Origin of the sequence: Alteromonas gracilis, assembly GCF_043642145.1 — a bacterium.
Taxonomy (GTDB): Bacteria; Pseudomonadota; Gammaproteobacteria; order Enterobacterales; family Alteromonadaceae; genus Alteromonas; species Alteromonas gracilis_B.
Window position 1 is genome coordinate 31,654 of sequence record NZ_JBHZRZ010000016.1, and the last position, 17,016, is coordinate 48,669.

Sequence of the window (17,016 nt, forward strand, 5' to 3'; positions counted from 1 at the left end):
TTACTTTTTTCCGCTCATAGTTCTTTATTTATAATTTGGGAAAAAAAGGCAAAGCAGAAAGGGAACCCGCTTTGCCATTAAAGGGAGAGTTAAAGCGCCTCTACTTTGAAACAAAGACAGAGGCTTTACGTCAATCAGTTACCGCTAGGGTTATAAGGAAGTGATGATTGGTGAGCAACAATTCTTAGGTCACCTTTGCTGTCTTTAACGTAAGCGAAAGTGTATTCAACTTTTGTTTCGCCACCGTTTGTATCAGTAAAGAAATAGTTGCCCATCGCTACCGCCATGCGACAGCTATTGTTGATGATGCCAACATTATCGAACTTAACATTGGTGTAAGGTTTAATCGCAAAGCCTTTATCTTCTTGATATGCATCATTTCCTCCGACGAAATATGACAGCGCTGCATCGAAACTAGAACGGAATTGGTCGTTTGCCGCCAGAGTAGGTTTAAATAAAACGCTACTTAAATCGTAACCATACATTGCCTGAATAAAGTCAGCAGCTTCGCTAGAATAGTCGCCATCATTACTGAACACAGCGCCAATTCTGACAATGCCTTCTCCCCACATTTTCTGAGCGGCCACCACTTCGCGTTCGGTTATACATTCGTCAGAATAAAGTAAGGCGTTATCAAGGGCTTTAGCTTTTAACGTGGTTGCATTTGAATTTGCAGAATTGTCAACCTGTGGCTTGGCCACCGCAGTGCAACCTGCAGCTAACATCACTGCAGCAGCTACCAGGGTAGTTTTGGTCATAAAGGTGCTTAGTTTTTTCATCGCCAGACTCCTTAGTCATGTGCAAAATAAACATGTATTGCTACCAATATCTTCATCGCAGTAGAGGTAAGCAAAACTGCTTTAAAGTTCATACTAGTAAGCATAGTCAACTATGATGACGAAGACTTTCGTACAACATTAATAAAACATTAACGGTGCATTAATAGACTGATTAAAGAGAAAAATTATTATAAATTCTGCACAAAACACTTTTTGCAATGCTGGAAATATTACGCCTTTTCGAAGACAAAGAGAGGAGAGATGAAGCTAGCTATGCTGCAGGGCGGCCAATTGGAGGAAAAACTGTGTTTTGAAATGTTGGCGCGTGTGGAAAGTCAGGTGTTTTACAAAAAAGTGAGCCGAACGAATACATCGAACGGCTTTTGATTCACGCTTTATTAGGTGAATTAGGTGCTAGCAACACTCGCAAAACTGTCGTAATAACCTGTTGCGTTAAATTTGGCTAGCTCCCATTTTTTGGCTCTAGTGGTTTAGTCAACACTTCTTGTACGGTGAATGCGTTTTTGCCCAAGCTTGTCATATCATTGGCCATTTTCACGTTAATAGAAAAATATATGTCATTTATTTGTGTTTTAACGACATCATTTGAGCTGGCTACGGCCATAGGTTGAGCCACTTCGTCACATCCCGACATTGTACATTGTCTGTCGATGTTAAATGCAACAGGCTCTTCGTTGTTTGTCATAATTTCTCGTGCCATGACAGGTTTTTTATCGATATTTGTTTTTATGACGGCAAGGTGGGTAAAGCCTTGTTGTTGAGCGATTTCCGCTGCCCGATGAAGCGCGTATTGCTGTACTCTATCGGCAGGGGTTTTGTCTGTTGCTTTAAACAACACCCTGTACTCGCTGTTCGATACTTTTTCGCTAGAGTAACCATACGACGCTTTTGTACTCGCCGATTTATACGGTGTTGGAGCTGCGACAGGAGTTGATGAACAACCTGCTAATGCAAGGCTTAATGCTGCACTAATTCCGGCAAACATTAAGCGACTTTTTTTGATTATTTTTTTGTTGTCCATCTCACATATTCCTCATGTACTGTGATCACTGAAACAATGACAATAACGCTGTTCTGCCTAACGCCATCAGTGCTTGATTACGTTTTGCCTTAGGCCTGGCATCCACAGCGCCTTTATAGGCCCCAATAGTGGATATGGCTAATAACGTTTCGGGTTTCCCCATCATTAACTTACATTGCCCTTTTGCATGAGTAAGTGCAATGTCTGCATGATGCTTTTGAGAAAAATAGGCATGTTCTTTTTGCGCGATGTTTTCAAAATTTTCTTTCAATAGAAAACTCATACTATTCACCTATATGTTTTGTGCCAGTTGGAATAAGAGGCATTATCGAATATCTAAATCATTCAAACACACGACGCCATGTTTGAATGAGTCTATGCAAATTGACGTACTGGAAAGCATCTCGAGCAATTCTGATTAATCCATAAAGCGCCACAACATTAACTACTAACAATACGAATGGAATAGATACGTAGCTCAATCCGAGAGTATGCAAAATAGCGCCTACAGCTACATTTACTAGTAGCCAACAAACTATACTTAAGGCGAATGCAGCGAAGCAGGCAAATACGGTAATAAATAAGCTCTTTTTAACGAGCATAAGCTCACTGTTGGTTAGCTCTAAAAAGGCTAGCCCTTGTGCTTTGCGTTGGGTAAATACATCTTTTAAAGCAGAGAAAACTTCTGAAAATGAAGGGTCTGGATAGGGGCGATCATCAACACGTTTTGAAGTGGTGGCGTCGGCGCTTGTGTGTTCGTGCACCGTATTTACATCAAAATTCGCCTGAGCCGTTGGCGGCGTCAGGCGAAAAGGATTTTCAGAGCACGTTACGAAATGCGCTTTGCGAAAATCAGGCATTGGCATAATGCTTATTTCTTACGTAACAGAGACGTTACCAACATACCCGCTGCGAATGCGATCCCCGCAGTCGCCACTGGGTTTTCAATAGCATACTTGCGAATCTTTGACGCTTGCCATTTCTGCTCAGCTAAACGCTTTCTGGCTGACATATTTTCTGCAGATGATGTGGCAGTGCGACGAATATTCTCCTCTGCAACACCTGCGCTGTCGGCAAGTTTATCGACAGAGGCGTGAAGCGTTTCCTTCAGTTGGTCCGTTACTGGGTGACTTGGCTCAGCGACGCTATTTGCGCTAGTGCGCTTTGCAGTTTGGGGTTTTGCTGAAGCTTGTGTAGCCATAATACTCTCCTTAATATTTTGGGTTCACAAAGAAAGCTGCAACTGGCATACCAAATAAATAAGCACATGAAATATAAGCATTTTCAATAATTTTGTTGGATGAAAGTAGGAGGGAGTTGCAAGGCTCACACGAAGATTGTGCAAAGCCTTGTAATATTTTCTTAGTTTTAATCTGGGGTTGCCTATACCTGGCCAACTACCGAAGCCAAATCATCTTTAGTGACGGGTTTAAGCAATGCGTTATTAATGCCAATGGAAGACATTGCTTCGGTGTCAGCCTCATGGCCACTAACGATAGTGAGTATTGCATTTGGCTGCTCTTGCCTGAGTTCAGTGGCAAGATCGTATCCATCGTAATCAGGCAGAGTGAGATCCATTAAGATGTGGTCGAAGTTATTGTCCTTGGCCGCTTGCAATGCATCGGCTCCACTATTTTCCACGCTGACCGTGTGGCCTAGGTGCGAAAGAAATAGCAGCAAAAGCTCTGCTGCGTCTTCATCATCTTCAATGACAAGTATTTGTTTTTTTTGCGGTGCTGTAGGTTTACTCGCATTATCTTCTGACGACAATTCACTGTTAGCGCCATTTTCAATGGCTTCACTTTGAGATGATTCTTTCTCAGGTGCATAAGGCTTTTTCATTGGCATGTCTGCCACTTGTGCTTCTACATTTGTAAAGGTGACATGATTACCTGGTGGAAGAAATTGGGAAAGAAGGTTTGCCAGTGCAAAGCGATCTATAGGCTTACCAATTACATCATTAAAGCCCTCGCGAATGAGCGACTCTCTCAACCCCTTGCGGCTTGCAGCGGTAACGGCTATTATCGGTGTATTTTGGCCATGACGACGTATGGCATGTAACGCTTCAATGCCGTTCATTACAGGCATATGAATATCCATTAGAACTAAATCGAATGGTTGATTATATTCATCGGCTTGTAAAACCGCTTCCAGTGCTTTTACGCCATTTTCTGCATAGCTAATATCGGCGTTAGACTGACTGACAATATGCCCTGTTAGCCTGCGAATTTCTCGCAAGTCATCAACAATCAAAACTCTGCCAGTGACGTTAAGATTAATGCTTTCTGACTCAACAGGTTGAATTTGTCCAAGTTCAAGTTCAACGAATGGCTGCGATGAAATATCTCCTGGATTGATATCGAAAGTAAACGTGCTGCCTTCACCCATGCGAGATTTAACGTCAATTTTGCCACCTAACTTAGCTACTAGTTCTTTGGAAATGGCTAACCCAAGGCCAGCGCCACCGTGATTAGCTCGCATTAAGTCTTCGATTTGCTCAAACGGCTGAAAAATACTAACAAGTTTATCAGGCGCCATCCCAATTCCTGTATCTTCAACAGAGAATTTAAGCGATGCCAATTGGTTATTTTCTGCAACTGGTTCATCTAATGAAATAGTTAAGGTTATGCTGCCTTTATCAGTAAATTTTACCGAATTAGATATCAAGTTAAGCAATACTTGGCGCAAGCGAGTAGGGTCAGTTTGGATAAACTCAGGAATTTTTGTGCTAGAAATGACGTGTAAACTTAGCCCTTTATCTTTGGCGTTCAGTCGCATCAGCGAGTGAATATCTGTCAAGAACGCTGAAAGATTTACGTCTTTGATATTTAGCTCAAGCTTATCGGCCATTATGCGCGACATGTCTAGAAGGTCGTTCAATAGGCTCAGTAAATGCTTACCGTTAGAATGGATAATAGACAATTCTTGCTGAAACGGGCTATTTCTAGAATCATCTATTAGTAGTTCAGTGTAACCGAGAATAGAAGTGAGGGGCGTACGTAGCTCGTGCCCTAAATGAGCTAAAAACTTGTCTTTGGCCTTGTTCTTTTGCTCGACCTTACTGCGTTCAAGACGTTCGTTTTCAATGTCACGTCGCACCATGGCGTAGCGAATAGTTCGCATGAACCGCGGGGTTTCAATTTCAGATTTTTGTAAATAGTCTGCCGCACCCGCGCGCATGACCATCTCGTCAACGGTGGCATCAGACTGACCAGTCAGAATGACCACAGGCAAGTTAATCTGATTCGCTTTTAAAACAGTGAGGACGTCAATCGCATTCTCAGCGCCGAGTAAATAATCAAGCAAACAAAGGTCAAAGTTCTTTGTTTTAAGGGCCTCAACGGCATCATTACTGTTCGTAACCCACGTTAACTCGAACGTGGGCGATTCGCACTGCGCTAGATAATCAGAGGTTAAGAAGTAATCGTCTTCATCATCCTCTACTAATAGAATTTTAATAACCTCTGTCATCCAGTAATCCTTTTACTCGTGTGGTAGTTCAACGAACTCAATCCAATAACGACCAAGCGCACGCATGAGTTCAACCAACCCTTCGAAATTGACTGGCTTAGTAATGTAAGATGCGCACCCTAAATCATACCCGCGAAGCATGTCTTCTTCCTCTTTAGACGTGGTAAGGATGACAACAGGAATACTGCGCAATTTCGGGTCGTTTTTAAGCTCTTGGAGTGCTTCTCTGCCGTCTTTTCTAGGCATGTTTAAATCAAGCAAAATTAAGCTAGGACGCGGTGACGTTGAAGGATCTGAGTATTTACCTTCGTGTCGAAGAAACTCAAGTAACTCAACGCCATCTTCAACGCAAAACAGATTATTCAATACGCGGCTCTCGTTTAAAGCGTCGACCGTCAGCAATCTATCATCTTCATCGTCGTCGGCCATAAGAATATTGATTGGTTGTGTCTGTTTACGCGTCATTTTGCTTTTCTCCATTATTATTAGAACCAAAAGGTTCACTGTCTTTTGGTATAACTATCGTGAACGTTGCACCCTCTCCAGGCACACTGGTTGCGGTTATTAGGCCGTTGTGCCTTTCTACTATTCGCCGGCATACAGCAAGGCCAATTCCGGTTCCCTTATACTCACTTCTACCGTGTAAACGTTGAAAAGGGGCAAATATTTTTTCTGCAAAAGATTGTTCAAACCCTATTCCATTGTCTGACACCGTTACTTTTGTCCATTCATATTCCTCTCGGATCAGAATATCTTTGGTATCTTCATCTGTTGCGTCTTTCGCATGAATGTTTACAACAGGAGTCACCCCTTCGCTTTGAAATTTAAGTGCGTTAGAAATTAGATTTAAAAACAATTGTTCAAGTTGTGTTTTATCACCATGTATACAGGGCATATCAGTAACGTGAATCTGTGCTGACTTTTCCTCAATGGCAACTTCTAGATCGTCAAGAACGCTGTCTACAACGGTTGTAAGGTTAACGTTCTGAAAATCTTTACCACGCGTCGAAACACGAGAAAACGCTAGAAGGTCAGAAATCAGCATAGACATACGTTCTGCAGCGTTTAACATGCGAGCAAGAAAGTCTTTGCCGCGATCATCTATCACATCACCATAGCCTGACTCAAGGCGATTGCCGAATGCACGAATTTTTCTTAAGGGCTCTTGCAAGTCATGAGAGGCTACAAATGCAAAGTCTTCTAACTCTCTATTACTTCTTGCCAATTCGTCTGAGTAAACGCTGAGTTCTTGGGTACGCTCAGCTATTCGAGATTCAAGTTCTTCGTTTATTGTTTCTAATTCGGCTCGATACTTCTCATGCTCACGAGAATTTATTTTGAGCAGAATAAAAACTGAGATGATCAGAAGTAGGGTAGTAGCCGATGAAATAATTAAGGTATTAACCGAATCACGCCTTAAACTCATTAAATTGGCGAGGTGGGTACCTTGCATATCTCGTTCTGAATCGTCAATTTCGCGAAAAACATCTTCAAACCGTGTATACAGCGCTATACCCTTATCAGACTTAACGAGCGCGATAGCGTCTTCAACTTGGCCTGCCTTATAGAGTTCGACAACTTCAATAACCTCGTTAATTTTGTTCTTCGTTAAGGCCAATAAACGTTTTATGCGCTCGGGTTGCTCTCCGATATCAGATGAAAATGAACTTACTTCGACCTCTTCCATTAGCTCACCAACGGTACCTAGCGTTTCCATATAATCGCTGAGATAAGCGTCATCTTGGGTGATCATGTAGCCACGCTGGCCCGACTCAATGCGCAGTACAGCGACGTGCAACCTATTTACCGCGTTAATCACGCGGTTTGTTGTAAACAACCTTGCTTCCAGTGCTGAAAGATCGTTAAGCGTGCTTACAACATAAAAAGAGTTAGCAGTAATAACAACAATGACCAGTACAATTAAAATTATCCAACTGTACAGGGACGATAAAACTTTGGTGATCATGCATTCAATCCGAAATGTTGCCGCCCAACTCTGATGTCATATCAGTTAGGGTATGGCTGCAATCTTTTGCGCTGCTAATAATCTTATCCAGCGCAGCTAGTGCCTTTTCAGGCGGAACATCACCATTTAGTGCCATCTTTACAAGTTCAGCTTGCATCGAAATTCTGTTCAGCGGCTTACGTGCATCATGCACAAAAACGCTTAGTCGAGAAAACTCTTGGCTAGTCATGCCGAATACCTCATTTTTAATCGTCTTTGCTTAAATCACCGTAGGCGTGAAGGCGGTTATAAAGTGTCTTAGTACTTATTCCAAGCATTTCTGCAGCCGTAGTTTTGTTACCGCTTACTTTTTCCAGTGTTGCGTAAATCAGCTCTTTTTCTACATCCTCTATCGTTCTGCCTGCTTGCAGTGCGGGGGCTGTACTTTGCTTTTGGGCAAAAGGAGACTCAATAGTTTTGGGTAACTCAATTTCGCTCTTTTCGGGGTCGCTCATTATTGCAGCGCGGTGTACAAAGTGCCTTAGTTCACGAACATTTCCCGGCCAGTCATAGGCCTGCAGAGTATCCAACTGGCTTTCTTCCCATTTAAATTGCGAATCATTGTCTTTATTAAATTCAGCGATAAAGGTTTTGGCTAGCAAGGGAATATCTTCCTTTCTCTCGCGAAGTGTCGGTATAGTGATAGGGAAAACAGCTAACCGGAAATAAATATCTTCACGCAGCACTTTGCTCTGTGCAATTTCTTCCATAGTTCGGTTTGTCGCTGAAACCACTCGGCAATTAACGGGGATGGTTTTGGTGCCCCCTACGCGAATAACCACTTTATTTTCTAGCACACGCAGTAAATTAGGCTGCATATCAATGGGCATTTCTGTTATTTCATCTAAGAAGAGTGTGCCACCTTCCGCCTGTTCAAACACGCCTTCTTTACGTCCAACAGCACCCGTGAACGCCCCTTTTTCGTGACCAAAAAGCTCGCTGCCAATTAGTTCTTTCGAAAAGGCACCGCAGTTAGTTGCTATGTACGGACCTTCACTTTCAGATGCACGATGAATAGCCGCGGCAACGACTTCCTTACCCACGCCGCTTTCGCCTAAAAGCATGACATTTGCGCTTGTTTTACTTACTCTCGAAATAAGTTTATAAAGCTCTTTCATGACTGGCGACTCACCGATAAGTAAGTCAAAGTGCTTTTCAATCTCTTCTTCTTTAGGCACTTTTTCTTTCGGTTTTTTACTTAAAACGGCCTCAATTTCTTCGCGTTGAATGGGCTTTACTAGATAATCGACGGTAGGGCCACAGAGGCCTTTAATGACGCTTTTTACAGAAGGGTGGCCTGTGATTAATGTCACTCTAGGACGTTTAGGTAAAGCATCAAGTTCATTAAACAGATGTGCGCCGCTTCCGTCTGGTAGCATGAAATCGAGCAGTACGTGGTCAAACGTTTCTTTTTCTAACCAGTCTCTTGCTTCTTTAAGTGTTCCTGCGGTGAGCACTTCATGCCCTAAAAATTCGATGATAGTACAGGCAACTTCTGTGAATTCAATATCATCATCAACTAAAAGTACAGTTAGCACGTGGATGTCCCTCTCTTTTTTCCTATCCCAAAAAATGGAATAAGATCAATGTTATAGTTTTATCATACGCTAACAACGTCCCGTTTACGAAGCGTAACTTCGAATAATACGGAATTGCTGCGTTTTAATGTTCATTAAGAGCAAGCTTAAAAAAGCGTGTGAAGAAGCAGGTACTTTAGATAACCTATCTTAAGTGGTCAGCATTTTACTTGCGGATATGTTTTAAAACTTGCCTTGCAATTACGTGTTCATGACGTTTCCAAAACTCTCGTGTCTGCTAACGATTATCTTTTCAGTGTCAACACGCGTTGTTACAAACATTTCAGCTGTTTTTGCAAGAAGTATTCCTAACTTCTGGGTAACCGATGAAAGGTCTGTGGCATATTTTTCGCACAAATCCTCACTATCAATTCTCGTTTTACACGGTGGTTTATAAATCTCATCTCGTGAATTGGCACAGGCTTCTAGTGGCAAACGCACCTGAACACTTACGTATTCACGAATTTTTGTGACATCAAAGGAATTGAAAATGTGGGAAAAAACAGCAGAAAGATCAATGACATTGTACGAGTTGCTAGGGAAAATGCAGCCTCGCGCAAGACAAGACATATTTGAATTTGCTGACTTTTGGGAAGTAATGGAAAAACGTGGGTTTGGCCCAATGCTTGCCCTTCCTTCGTTTATTGCCTGTACACCGATTGGTGCCATTCCTGGAATACCTTCTTTGGCGGGTGGGACTATTTTACTTATCGCTCTGCAAATTTTACTTGGTCGAAGACATCCATGGTTACCGAAAAAAGTCTTGGAGTTACAATGCGATGCAGACCAACTTCGTTATATCGTAGGCAAAGTTAAGCCAATTGCCGTTAGGGTAGACCGATTTCTTGTCCCTCGATGTTTTTTCATGCGTCAGACTATTTTTAGATCTTTTATTGCTCTGTGTTGTGTCGGCTGTGGGATAGTTATGATCCCGCTTGAACTCATTCCGTTCATGGGGTTGGTACCTGCCTTCGCGGTGTTCATTATGGCTATAGGTATGGCCACAGACGATGGCGCTGTAGCCTTGGTGGGTGTCTCTCTTTCTTTGTTTGGCTTTGTTCTCGGTTTTGAGCAATTGGCCACTGCGGTGGGGTAGCGACGGGTCCTATTCGTTACAGGCATCTAACATAAAGTCAGATGAGGGCAGATGCATTGTTTGATAGCGAAGTTCACCCATAAATGCTCGTGACGCTGGTCCCAGAGCATCACCGTCTTCAAATGAAAGGTAAAGCAACGCTTTTCTTAACGCTGCGTTGTTACTTAAAGGAAGTGGTACTAGTGTGCCGTCTTCTAACTGATCTTTGATTATCGCTATGGGCAGCCAAGCAAACCCTAAACCTTGCGCAATAATATCTAAAGAAGTTCTAACATGGCTAACGGTCCATCTCTGCTCTGCACCAAGCCAACCCACATCCGCTTTCCTTTCTGTGGAAGAGTCGCGCACCACAATTTGGCGATGTGATTTCAAATCTTCTAGTGTAAGTGTTCTTTTTAGCTGGTGTAGCGGGTGGTCTGCGTGTGCAACCGCGGCGAACTCAATTTCACATAAATCTTCGCTAAATCCACTTGGAAAAACGAAAGGAGAAATAGCCAAATCTACTTTGCCGCTACTAAGTAGCGAATTTGCGCCGTTCAAAACGGTCTCTTCAATTTCAATTCGCAGAAGGGGAAACTCAGCGGAAACTTTAGCAAGTACGTTATACAGTAATTCAGACGGAAAAATGATATCAACCGCAATACGCAGCGTTGTTTCTGTCCCAGATTGTAAATTACTGGCCACTGTTTCTAGCTTGTGCGCTTCATCAAGCAAAAATGCAGCGCGGCGATACATTAGCTCGCCCTGAGGCGATAACTTCACTTTGCGGCCAACATTTTCAAACAGCGTTACGCCTATTGCATTTTCTAATTTTTGAACGGCATGGTGCACACTTGATTGGCTTTTGTGCACTTCCACCGCGGCTTGATTGAAGCCACCAGCATCGACGACGGCTTTGAACATCCGCCACTGTTCTAACGTGGATTTCAGCATATAGCGCCTTAAACTTGGCCTTGAAACTTTGCTTTATCGGTTTTTATAACACACACTTGTTTGCGAAGTCATCGCTGGTTCACTTGATTTATTGTGTCAATCGCGCATGTCACAACCGAAATATTACTGTAACCCATTTTTGAAAGCTGCTCGGCTGCGAGTTTTGCGCGAATGCCAGAAGCGCAGTGGATGTAAAGCGGTGTTGCTTCGTCTTTGAAGAGCTCAAGTGCTTTCATCTCTAGTATACCCCTTGGAATGTGCAGCGATGCCGGCACAGGCTGGCTAGTGACTTCTGCAGCTTCCCTCACGTCGATAAGTGTCCCTTTATTTTGGCTTAATTCAGTTGCAGCTTGTTCAGCAGTGACGGTTCTTACATTGGCGTCTATGTTGTTAATACGTGTTTTTAGGTCTATGAGCATAACTAATCCTTTATTTAACTAAACATTAAAATTAGATAAATCTAATGTATAATTTAGAAAGTATTAAAACAATATAAAATAAAGGGATTCGTCGCATATTATGGCAAGTCGGCAAATTGTCTTATACTTTAGTATAATAAATGGCTAGATTGATGTTGAAATACTTTACAGATAGAGAGTGCTTATGTCCGAGGATATGGTAATAGGTTCAGATGATATAATGGAACACGCTGCGGAAGCTGAAATCTTCCTTAAGCAATTTGCGAACAAAACCCGTCTAATGGTGCTTTGTTCGTTACTAAAGGAGGAAAAATCGGTAACCGAGCTCCTAGAAGTAATTAACGTTTCACAACCTGTAATTTCGCAACATCTTGCTTTGCTAAGAGAGTCCAAAATGGTTGCGACAAGAAGGGAAGGGCAAACTATTTATTACCGCTTGGCAGATGAGCGTGTTACGCGTCTGATTGCTTTAATGTATGAATTTTTCTGCGAGTAATTGATTTACTCTTTAAAACAACAATGTCCGTGAGTTAACGGACATTGTTAAAGGCTAGACATGTGACGCTTTTAAACGTTTAGAGGCAAGGTTTCTCACCATGGCATCACATTTGGCTACTTGGCCTCATCGCTTAACTGCTTACAAATCATTGGGATATATCCTTCCTCACCAATCCTATCACTATCAATTTCTGGCCGGTTAACAAGTTCATCGTGGCTTAAGTTTACAACAACGTTGTGTGCAGCCCAGTCGATGTTGTCAATATCGCTTGGCAAAAGCGCTAAATGCTTGCCACCAGGCAACCAGTTGTTGGTATCCACAACAAGCATATTTATCTTCCAATCACGGGTATCGATGATGAAGTTACTAATATGACCCACGTTATCAGTAGTTGTCGCAACTTCGTAGCCACCCACTTCTCCTACCGCTCTTAAATGATTAGTTGTCTTTTTGGGGCGAACTGCTTCTGATTCTTCAGCCCGTTGAAGCTCAACTAACTCGTTAGGATGAGCAAATTCGCCCCATGCGCCTGGTCCAATCCAATAATAGCCATAGCCAAAATACTTAAAAAGGTTCTCTTCATATTCACGAGAGACGGGTTTATGTTCATCAATTGTAGGGCTATTTTTTAATTTCTCGACTGACATATTGATATGAACAGTCTCACTGTCACCATCCAATTCTGTGACGGCAATTGGGGAAATCACCACTTTGCGGCTGAGTGGTAGCCAAGTATTCGTGTCTGCGACTAAATAGCGTACGGTGAAAGTCTCATCATCAAAAAGGATATCGCGTATGCCGCCCACTTTGTCATCAAGTGCATGAATCGAATAGTGAGTTAGCTGTTTTGAACTGATGATCATTATTGCGCCTCCTTTGCATGGGCTCGTTGTTCAGAGTCACTTAAGCTTTTAGCTACGATGCTCTGTATTACTCTAAGTGTAGACAGTCCTTAACGTTTCTCCATTTTGTTCTTTTATGATGTTGATTGAGATCATTTGATTTTAAAAACAAAAAAGCTCGCTAGAGCGAGCTTTTTATATGTTTATGTAACGTTATGCTACATCGAATTCTTCGTCAGAATAGTCTTCGTCGTAATCTGACTGGTTACTTGCACTACTATGAAGCGTATAGAAGTGCTTTTTACCTCTTGCTAATCTGACGTATTTTGCCCAGGCTTTTTCTAAATTATTGCTGGCTTCTACCTTGCCGCTGATGAATTCAACAAAATGTGCCTCGTCATCACTTTCTGGTGTCAGCTCGCCACTTTCAAGTCCTAATAAGGTCTTGCCATAGTTGGTAAGAATATCGGCTTCAGTAATACTGAAGTCACCTGACTTACGAAAACCATATGGAAACTTTTGACGGTCGATATAAGGTTTTGCAGATAGTCGAATAGCTAAACTTTTCATGTTGTACCCAACGTTATGTTTTGTTCAGCGCACTTTTAAAATAATTAAAAACGAAGATAAAACAAAAGATTTTGCTCTTATCAATAAAAAATTTTTAACGGCTTAAAAGATAACATGATTTTCTAAATGTAGTATTTTTTTTGAACAGTCTTGAGCGCAGACTAGCACCTAAATAAAACAATGTAATGCTTTGAATTATATGGGAAATGCATGAGGTTTAATGGCGCGTGTGCTGTCATGGGTATCATACTGCGAGTGTATGAAAGGTGATGGCACAAAGTCCACGAAATTTATCATTGAGAATAATCAAAAATTCTTATCGCTACGATGATTAAAATTCGTTTTCTATTTTTCCGCTTACGATAATAATTGAAGTGTGTTAACAACCAAGAGAAGTCAATGAGTAAAGACTATCGTTACCAGCGTGATGAATGGGACTCGGTAGAAGAGGAAGATTTTCACGCTAAAAAGCCAAATGCTAAACGTCAAAGTACTGTTAAGGCAAAGCAGAAGCGTGACTTGCAACGTCGTGATAAACAACGTCGCCTGCACCAAGAAGAGTATTAATTCAGCGAGTTGGTGAAATTTTAATAAAGCGTACCGTTTATCGCGGTGCGCTTCTGTGCTTTTGTGTTTACTTACCGTATTATCTGTGTCAGTTTAGTTTCACTTTAATTCGGTTGTACAACAAGCATGGATATTCGCTTTCTTACCACTTTTATAGAGGTGGCAAAAACTCGTCATTTTGGTAAAGCAGCAGAAAATCTTTACCTAACACAATCTGCAGTGAGTGCTCGAATAAAGCTTCTTGAAGAGTACTTCCACACCACGCTATTTATAAGACAAAGAAACAGTATTCAGCTTACGCAATCGGGCGAGAAACTTCTGCCTTACGCAAAGCAGCTTTGCGCAACTTTAAACGAAGCAAAACAAGAGTTGCAGATTCAGTCTTCCGAATACGTAGTTTGCGGCGCTACGCAGCTAGCGAGCGAGTTGTTGCTGCCGCAAATGCTAAGCCATTTACACAACACATTTCCCGATTGGTCCGTAAAAGCTGAGGTATTGACGCTTGATACCTTGTCTAGACAACTTCATGAACGCGTTACCGATCTTTCTTTTTCTACAGAGCCGCTAAAATCAGAAGAAGTAAACAGTGATGTATTGCTTGAGCAGGATTTAGCGCTTTATCGAATTGGTACAGAGTCTGACGTTATTGACGCGGCCGACTTTGTCGCCATAGATTGGGGCACCAAGGCGCGGGACTGGCTACTAACGGCTTATCCGCAACTACGCGATGCTAAACTACGAACTAACTCATTGAATCTTGCGTTGAATAATTTACAAAGTGAAGGCGGTATTGCTGTATTGCCAACTAACGTAGAGAGCCAATTGCCAAATAATGTAAATGTGACCAAGATTGAAACATTAGAAAACGTATCGTCCAAAGTATATGTACACAGCATGAAACAAGTAAGAAGAGTTGGTCTGGCTGAGATTATAGAAAGCGTATCGACAGCGTGTTAATTGCTATTGATAGGTTTACCCATTATGCCCATAACAAGTGGCATGCTAATGACAGATTTTAAGAGAGAACCCTATGTCACAATTACATCCTCTATTGGAAAAAAACGCATTTCAACGCTTAGAGGCGAGCCTTGCGACAATTAAAGCTGAAGAAAAACTTTTCATTCTTAAAGATGAGCATGGCTGTGTCATGCTGACTACAGATGAAGAAGATGGTGTACCTGTTTGGCCAGATGCAGAACTTGCACTGCTGTGGGCTACAGAAGATTGGTCACACTGTGAAGCAATGGAATTATCAACAAAAGAGTTTCTAACCAAATGGGTGCCTGGCATGACGCAAGACGAACTTATGGTGATTGTATGCCCTGTGCCAGCTGAAGAGGGTGAGGTCATCACGCCTGAAGAGTTCGCGGAGTATTTATAGCGTGTGATCTCAAGGGCTGAAGAATAGGTAAATATTCAGTAAGCAGAGGGGCTGAGCGATTAGGTTTTTAACGTGCGTAAACCAAAGTTAGTCGCTTTTCCCACTCTATCGGTAACCCAAGGAGGCCATATGTTTACTGAACAGCCCACAATGAACACGTTATTTAGCCAACTCGGATTAGGAAGTTCTGACGAGGAAATCGCCGAATTTTTTGAAACCCATCGAGGACTCAATAAAAGCCAACATCTTCACGAGGCACCTTACTGGAATGAAGCCCAGTCGGCGTTTTTGAAAGACGCTATTGTTGAAGATGCAGATTGGGCCGAAGTTATTGATCAGCTAAACGCTGAATTGCACGAATAGTCTGGCTTTCTACTTCGGTCATGTGTTCTATCTAATTTCCCCATTTTGAGAAGGGTAGTATCAGTTTTGTTGCAACCAACTGTTGATGATTTGTGGTTTGTTCCGTTAGGTGGAACGGGTGAAATTGGGATGAACCTCAATTTGTACGGTCACAACGGGCAGTGGTTGATGGTAGATTGCGGCGTGTCGTTTGATGAGCCCCTTATTCCGGCCTATAAAAGGCCAGCCTACAAAACAGAAGGGCCAAGGGAAAGTGACCTCACCTCTACAGGTACGACTCATCGCGTCGTTGCACCAGACCCTTCGTTTATTGCAAAACAGAAAGATGCATTAGCTGGCATAGTTATTACCCATGCTCATGAAGACCATGTAGGAGCGATACCCTATCTTTGGGAGCGTTTCCAAAAACCGATTTACACCACGTCTTTTACGGCTGAAGTGCTAAGGCGTAAGCTTGCCAGGAGCAAGCTGGCAAATCGCATACCCATCATAGAAGTCGACGCAGGTGAAACCCACCAAATAGGGCAATTTAGTGTAAATTGGTTAGCCATCACCCATTCCTTGCCTGAGCCTTTTGCACTTAAAATAGACACGCCCGCTGGTAGCGTACTTCATACAGCTGACTGGAAAATTGACGCTAACCCTATTACTGGATTGCCGTTCGACGTCAGCCTTTACAAGCGGCTAGGTAGCCAAAATATACTCGCTTTAGTAGGCGACTCGACCAATGCACCTAAACCAGGTTTTTCAATTTCAGAACGCAACTGCTATGACGGCTTGTTAAGTACCATAGCGCCTTTGAAAGGCAGGGTCGTGGTTAGTTGTTTTGGAAGCAATATTGCGCGGCTTATTTCGTTAGCTAAAGTAGCACAAAAAACTAAGCGGTACATGGCTTTATACGGGCGCTCTCTAATGAATATGTACAGTATTGCCAAGCAGCAGGGAATTTGGCCTGATGATTTGCCCATTACCGACCCCCAGCATTTAGGTTATTTGCCGCCTCACGAAGTTTTAGCAGTTGCCACTGGCAGTCAAGGAGAAAAAAATACGGCTTTAGCTCGTTTCGCAAAAGATAACCACCCACACTTAAGCCTTGATAAAGGCGACACGGTTTTGTTTTCCTCAATTGTGATTCCGGGCAATGAAGAAAGCGTTGGCCGATTAAGCAAGTCGCTGACAGCTAAGGGCGTTACCGTTATTCACAGTGAAGATAGTACACTGCCTATTCACGCAAGCGGGCATCCATGTGAAGAAGAACTAAAGCTGATGTACCATTGGGTAAAACCCACTATTGCTATTCCCGTTCATGGGGAGCACTTACATCTTAAAGCTCACGCAGCTATTGCTAAGGCATGCGGCGTGAAAAAGCATTATGTGGGGCAAAATGGTGACTTATACCGGCTTGCTCCTCAGCCTAGTATTAGGCGACAAGTGGTACCTGTAGGTCGTATACCTGTCCAACAGGAGTAGCA

General features: G+C 42.5%; 21 protein-coding genes. 7 read left to right on the forward strand and 14 right to left on the reverse strand.

The features are described from left to right. Positions 1 to 134 precede the first annotated feature (134 nt). The 10 genes from ACHUFN_RS19150 to ACHUFN_RS19195 form a co-directional block, all read right to left on the reverse strand. Entirely contained in the window at positions 135 to 779 is a 645-nt protein-coding gene (locus ACHUFN_RS19150; RefSeq protein WP_394224338.1) for a phosphoribosyl-AMP cyclohydrolase, read from the reverse strand. A gap of 463 nt (positions 780 to 1,242) precedes the next feature. Continuing rightward, positions 1,243 to 1,821 carry a CC0125/CC1285 family lipoprotein gene (locus tag ACHUFN_RS19155; protein ID WP_394224339.1) on the reverse strand — a complete coding sequence of 193 codons (579 nt, stop codon included), beginning with the start codon at positions 1,819 to 1,821 and terminating at the stop codon, positions 1,243 to 1,245. Between the two features lie 25 nt (positions 1,822 to 1,846). Beyond that, positions 1,847 to 2,104, reverse strand: coding sequence for a hypothetical protein (locus ACHUFN_RS19160; RefSeq protein WP_394224340.1), 258 nt, complete (start codon positions 2,102 to 2,104; stop codon positions 1,847 to 1,849). A 58-nt stretch (positions 2,105 to 2,162) separates the two neighbouring features. Continuing rightward, on the reverse strand, positions 2,163 to 2,681 hold the full coding sequence (locus ACHUFN_RS19165) for a hypothetical protein (protein ID WP_394224341.1): 519 nt from the start codon (positions 2,679 to 2,681) through the stop codon (positions 2,163 to 2,165). 11 nt (positions 2,682 to 2,692) lie between these two features. After that, a complete protein-coding gene (locus ACHUFN_RS19170; RefSeq protein ID WP_394224342.1) occupies positions 2,693 to 3,022 on the reverse strand; it encodes a DUF883 domain-containing protein in 330 nt (109 codons plus the stop codon). A 182-nt stretch (positions 3,023 to 3,204) separates the two neighbouring features. Continuing rightward, positions 3,205 to 5,292, reverse strand: a complete 2,088-nt coding sequence (locus ACHUFN_RS19175; protein WP_394224343.1) for a response regulator — start codon at positions 5,290 to 5,292, stop codon at positions 3,205 to 3,207. A 12-nt stretch (positions 5,293 to 5,304) separates the two neighbouring features. Continuing rightward, positions 5,305 to 5,757: a response regulator gene (locus tag ACHUFN_RS19180; protein WP_394224344.1), complete on the reverse strand. Its 453-nt coding sequence runs from the start codon at positions 5,755 to 5,757 to the stop codon at positions 5,305 to 5,307. Then, entirely contained in the window at positions 5,747 to 7,258 is a 1,512-nt protein-coding gene (locus ACHUFN_RS19185; RefSeq protein WP_394224345.1) for a sensor histidine kinase, read from the reverse strand. Before ACHUFN_RS19185 ends, ACHUFN_RS19180 begins: the two co-directional genes overlap by 11 nt. Positions 7,259 to 7,262: 4 nt before the next feature. Beyond that, positions 7,263 to 7,487 (reverse strand): hypothetical protein, encoded by a 225-nt coding sequence (locus ACHUFN_RS19190; RefSeq protein WP_394224346.1) that lies wholly within the window; start codon positions 7,485 to 7,487, stop codon positions 7,263 to 7,265. 16 nt (positions 7,488 to 7,503) lie between these two features. Then, entirely contained in the window at positions 7,504 to 8,835 is a 1,332-nt protein-coding gene (locus ACHUFN_RS19195) for a sigma-54-dependent transcriptional regulator (protein WP_394224347.1), read from the reverse strand. A gap of 529 nt (positions 8,836 to 9,364) precedes the next feature. Between ACHUFN_RS19195 and ACHUFN_RS19200 the strand changes: the two genes are divergently transcribed. Next, the gene (locus ACHUFN_RS19200; RefSeq protein ID WP_394224348.1) at positions 9,365 to 9,970 is read left to right on the forward strand and encodes an exopolysaccharide biosynthesis protein; all 606 of its coding nucleotides are present in this window, start codon (positions 9,365 to 9,367) and stop codon (positions 9,968 to 9,970) included. A gap of 9 nt (positions 9,971 to 9,979) precedes the next feature. Here the strand turns inward: ACHUFN_RS19200 and ACHUFN_RS19205 are convergent, their stop codons facing one another. Beyond that, entirely contained in the window at positions 9,980 to 10,903 is a 924-nt protein-coding gene (locus tag ACHUFN_RS19205; RefSeq protein ID WP_394224349.1) for a LysR family transcriptional regulator, read from the reverse strand. 68 nt (positions 10,904 to 10,971) lie between these two features. Then, positions 10,972 to 11,322 (reverse strand): rhodanese-like domain-containing protein, encoded by a 351-nt coding sequence (locus ACHUFN_RS19210; protein WP_394224350.1) that lies wholly within the window; start codon positions 11,320 to 11,322, stop codon positions 10,972 to 10,974. A 184-nt stretch (positions 11,323 to 11,506) separates the two neighbouring features. Here ACHUFN_RS19210 and ACHUFN_RS19215 point away from each other — a divergent pair, with 184 nt between their 5' ends. Further along, on the forward strand, positions 11,507 to 11,818 hold the full coding sequence (locus ACHUFN_RS19215) for an ArsR/SmtB family transcription factor (RefSeq protein ID WP_394224351.1): 312 nt from the start codon (positions 11,507 to 11,509) through the stop codon (positions 11,816 to 11,818). 116 nt (positions 11,819 to 11,934) lie between these two features. On the opposite strand, the gene ACHUFN_RS19220 is transcribed toward ACHUFN_RS19215, so the two are convergent. Beyond that, a complete protein-coding gene (locus ACHUFN_RS19220; RefSeq protein ID WP_394224352.1) occupies positions 11,935 to 12,684 on the reverse strand; it encodes a PRC-barrel domain-containing protein in 750 nt (249 codons plus the stop codon). Positions 12,685 to 12,876: 192 nt separating this feature from the next. After that, positions 12,877 to 13,233 (reverse strand): MaoP family protein, encoded by a 357-nt coding sequence (locus ACHUFN_RS19225; RefSeq protein ID WP_394224353.1) that lies wholly within the window; start codon positions 13,231 to 13,233, stop codon positions 12,877 to 12,879. 399 nt (positions 13,234 to 13,632) lie between these two features. On the opposite strand from ACHUFN_RS19225, the gene ACHUFN_RS19230 reads away from it, so the two are divergent. From ACHUFN_RS19230 to ACHUFN_RS19250, 5 genes are all read left to right on the forward strand, one after another. Continuing rightward, on the forward strand, positions 13,633 to 13,800 hold the full coding sequence (locus ACHUFN_RS19230) for a hypothetical protein (protein ID WP_394224354.1): 168 nt from the start codon (positions 13,633 to 13,635) through the stop codon (positions 13,798 to 13,800). 126 nt (positions 13,801 to 13,926) lie between these two features. After that, the gene (locus ACHUFN_RS19235; protein WP_394224355.1) at positions 13,927 to 14,757 is read left to right on the forward strand and encodes a LysR family transcriptional regulator; all 831 of its coding nucleotides are present in this window, start codon (positions 13,927 to 13,929) and stop codon (positions 14,755 to 14,757) included. Between the two features lie 73 nt (positions 14,758 to 14,830). Then, positions 14,831 to 15,181 carry a DUF2750 domain-containing protein gene (locus ACHUFN_RS19240; RefSeq protein WP_394224356.1) on the forward strand — a complete coding sequence of 117 codons (351 nt, stop codon included), beginning with the start codon at positions 14,831 to 14,833 and terminating at the stop codon, positions 15,179 to 15,181. 129 nt (positions 15,182 to 15,310) lie between these two features. Beyond that, a complete protein-coding gene (locus ACHUFN_RS19245) occupies positions 15,311 to 15,544 on the forward strand; it encodes a DUF2789 domain-containing protein (RefSeq protein ID WP_394224357.1) in 234 nt (77 codons plus the stop codon). A gap of 66 nt (positions 15,545 to 15,610) precedes the next feature. Beyond that, positions 15,611 to 17,014 carry a ribonuclease J gene (locus tag ACHUFN_RS19250; RefSeq protein ID WP_394224358.1) on the forward strand — a complete coding sequence of 468 codons (1,404 nt, stop codon included), beginning with the start codon at positions 15,611 to 15,613 and terminating at the stop codon, positions 17,012 to 17,014. Positions 17,015 to 17,016: the final 2 nt, after the last annotated feature.

Bases quoted from the DNA above. Each gene is read 5' to 3' on its own strand.
- ACHUFN_RS19160 (WP_394224340.1), bottom strand. From the start codon at position 2,104: ATGAGTTTTCTATTGAAAGAAAATTTTGAAAACATCGCGCAAAAAGAA.
- ACHUFN_RS19225 (WP_394224353.1), bottom strand. From the start codon at position 13,233: ATGAAAAGTTTAGCTATTCGACTATCTGCAAAACCTTATATCGACCGT.
- ACHUFN_RS19170 (WP_394224342.1), bottom strand. From the start codon at position 3,022: ATGGCTACACAAGCTTCAGCAAAACCCCAAACTGCAAAGCGCACTAGC.
- ACHUFN_RS19165 (WP_394224341.1), bottom strand. From the start codon at position 2,681: ATGCCTGATTTTCGCAAAGCGCATTTCGTAACGTGCTCTGAAAATCCT.
- ACHUFN_RS19220 (WP_394224352.1), bottom strand. From the start codon at position 12,684: ATGATCATCAGTTCAAAACAGCTAACTCACTATTCGATTCATGCACTT.
- ACHUFN_RS19180 (WP_394224344.1), bottom strand. From the start codon at position 5,757: ATGACGCGTAAACAGACACAACCAATCAATATTCTTATGGCCGACGAC.
- ACHUFN_RS19150 (WP_394224338.1), bottom strand. From the start codon at position 779: ATGAAAAAACTAAGCACCTTTATGACCAAAACTACCCTGGTAGCTGCT.
- ACHUFN_RS19190 (WP_394224346.1), bottom strand. From the start codon at position 7,487: ATGACTAGCCAAGAGTTTTCTCGACTAAGCGTTTTTGTGCATGATGCA.
- ACHUFN_RS19185 (WP_394224345.1), bottom strand. From the start codon at position 7,258: ATGATCACCAAAGTTTTATCGTCCCTGTACAGTTGGATAATTTTAATT.
- ACHUFN_RS19210 (WP_394224350.1), bottom strand. From the start codon at position 11,322: ATGCTCATAGACCTAAAAACACGTATTAACAACATAGACGCCAATGTA.
- ACHUFN_RS19155 (WP_394224339.1), bottom strand. From the start codon at position 1,821: ATGGACAACAAAAAAATAATCAAAAAAAGTCGCTTAATGTTTGCCGGA.
- ACHUFN_RS19235 (WP_394224355.1), top strand. From the start codon at position 13,927: ATGGATATTCGCTTTCTTACCACTTTTATAGAGGTGGCAAAAACTCGT.
- ACHUFN_RS19230 (WP_394224354.1), top strand. From the start codon at position 13,633: ATGAGTAAAGACTATCGTTACCAGCGTGATGAATGGGACTCGGTAGAA.
- ACHUFN_RS19200 (WP_394224348.1), top strand. From the start codon at position 9,365: ATGTGGGAAAAAACAGCAGAAAGATCAATGACATTGTACGAGTTGCTA.
- ACHUFN_RS19245 (WP_394224357.1), top strand. From the start codon at position 15,311: ATGTTTACTGAACAGCCCACAATGAACACGTTATTTAGCCAACTCGGA.
- ACHUFN_RS19240 (WP_394224356.1), top strand. From the start codon at position 14,831: ATGTCACAATTACATCCTCTATTGGAAAAAAACGCATTTCAACGCTTA.
- ACHUFN_RS19215 (WP_394224351.1), top strand. From the start codon at position 11,507: ATGTCCGAGGATATGGTAATAGGTTCAGATGATATAATGGAACACGCT.
- ACHUFN_RS19175 (WP_394224343.1), bottom strand. From the start codon at position 5,292: ATGACAGAGGTTATTAAAATTCTATTAGTAGAGGATGATGAAGACGAT.
- ACHUFN_RS19205 (WP_394224349.1), bottom strand. From the start codon at position 10,903: ATGCTGAAATCCACGTTAGAACAGTGGCGGATGTTCAAAGCCGTCGTC.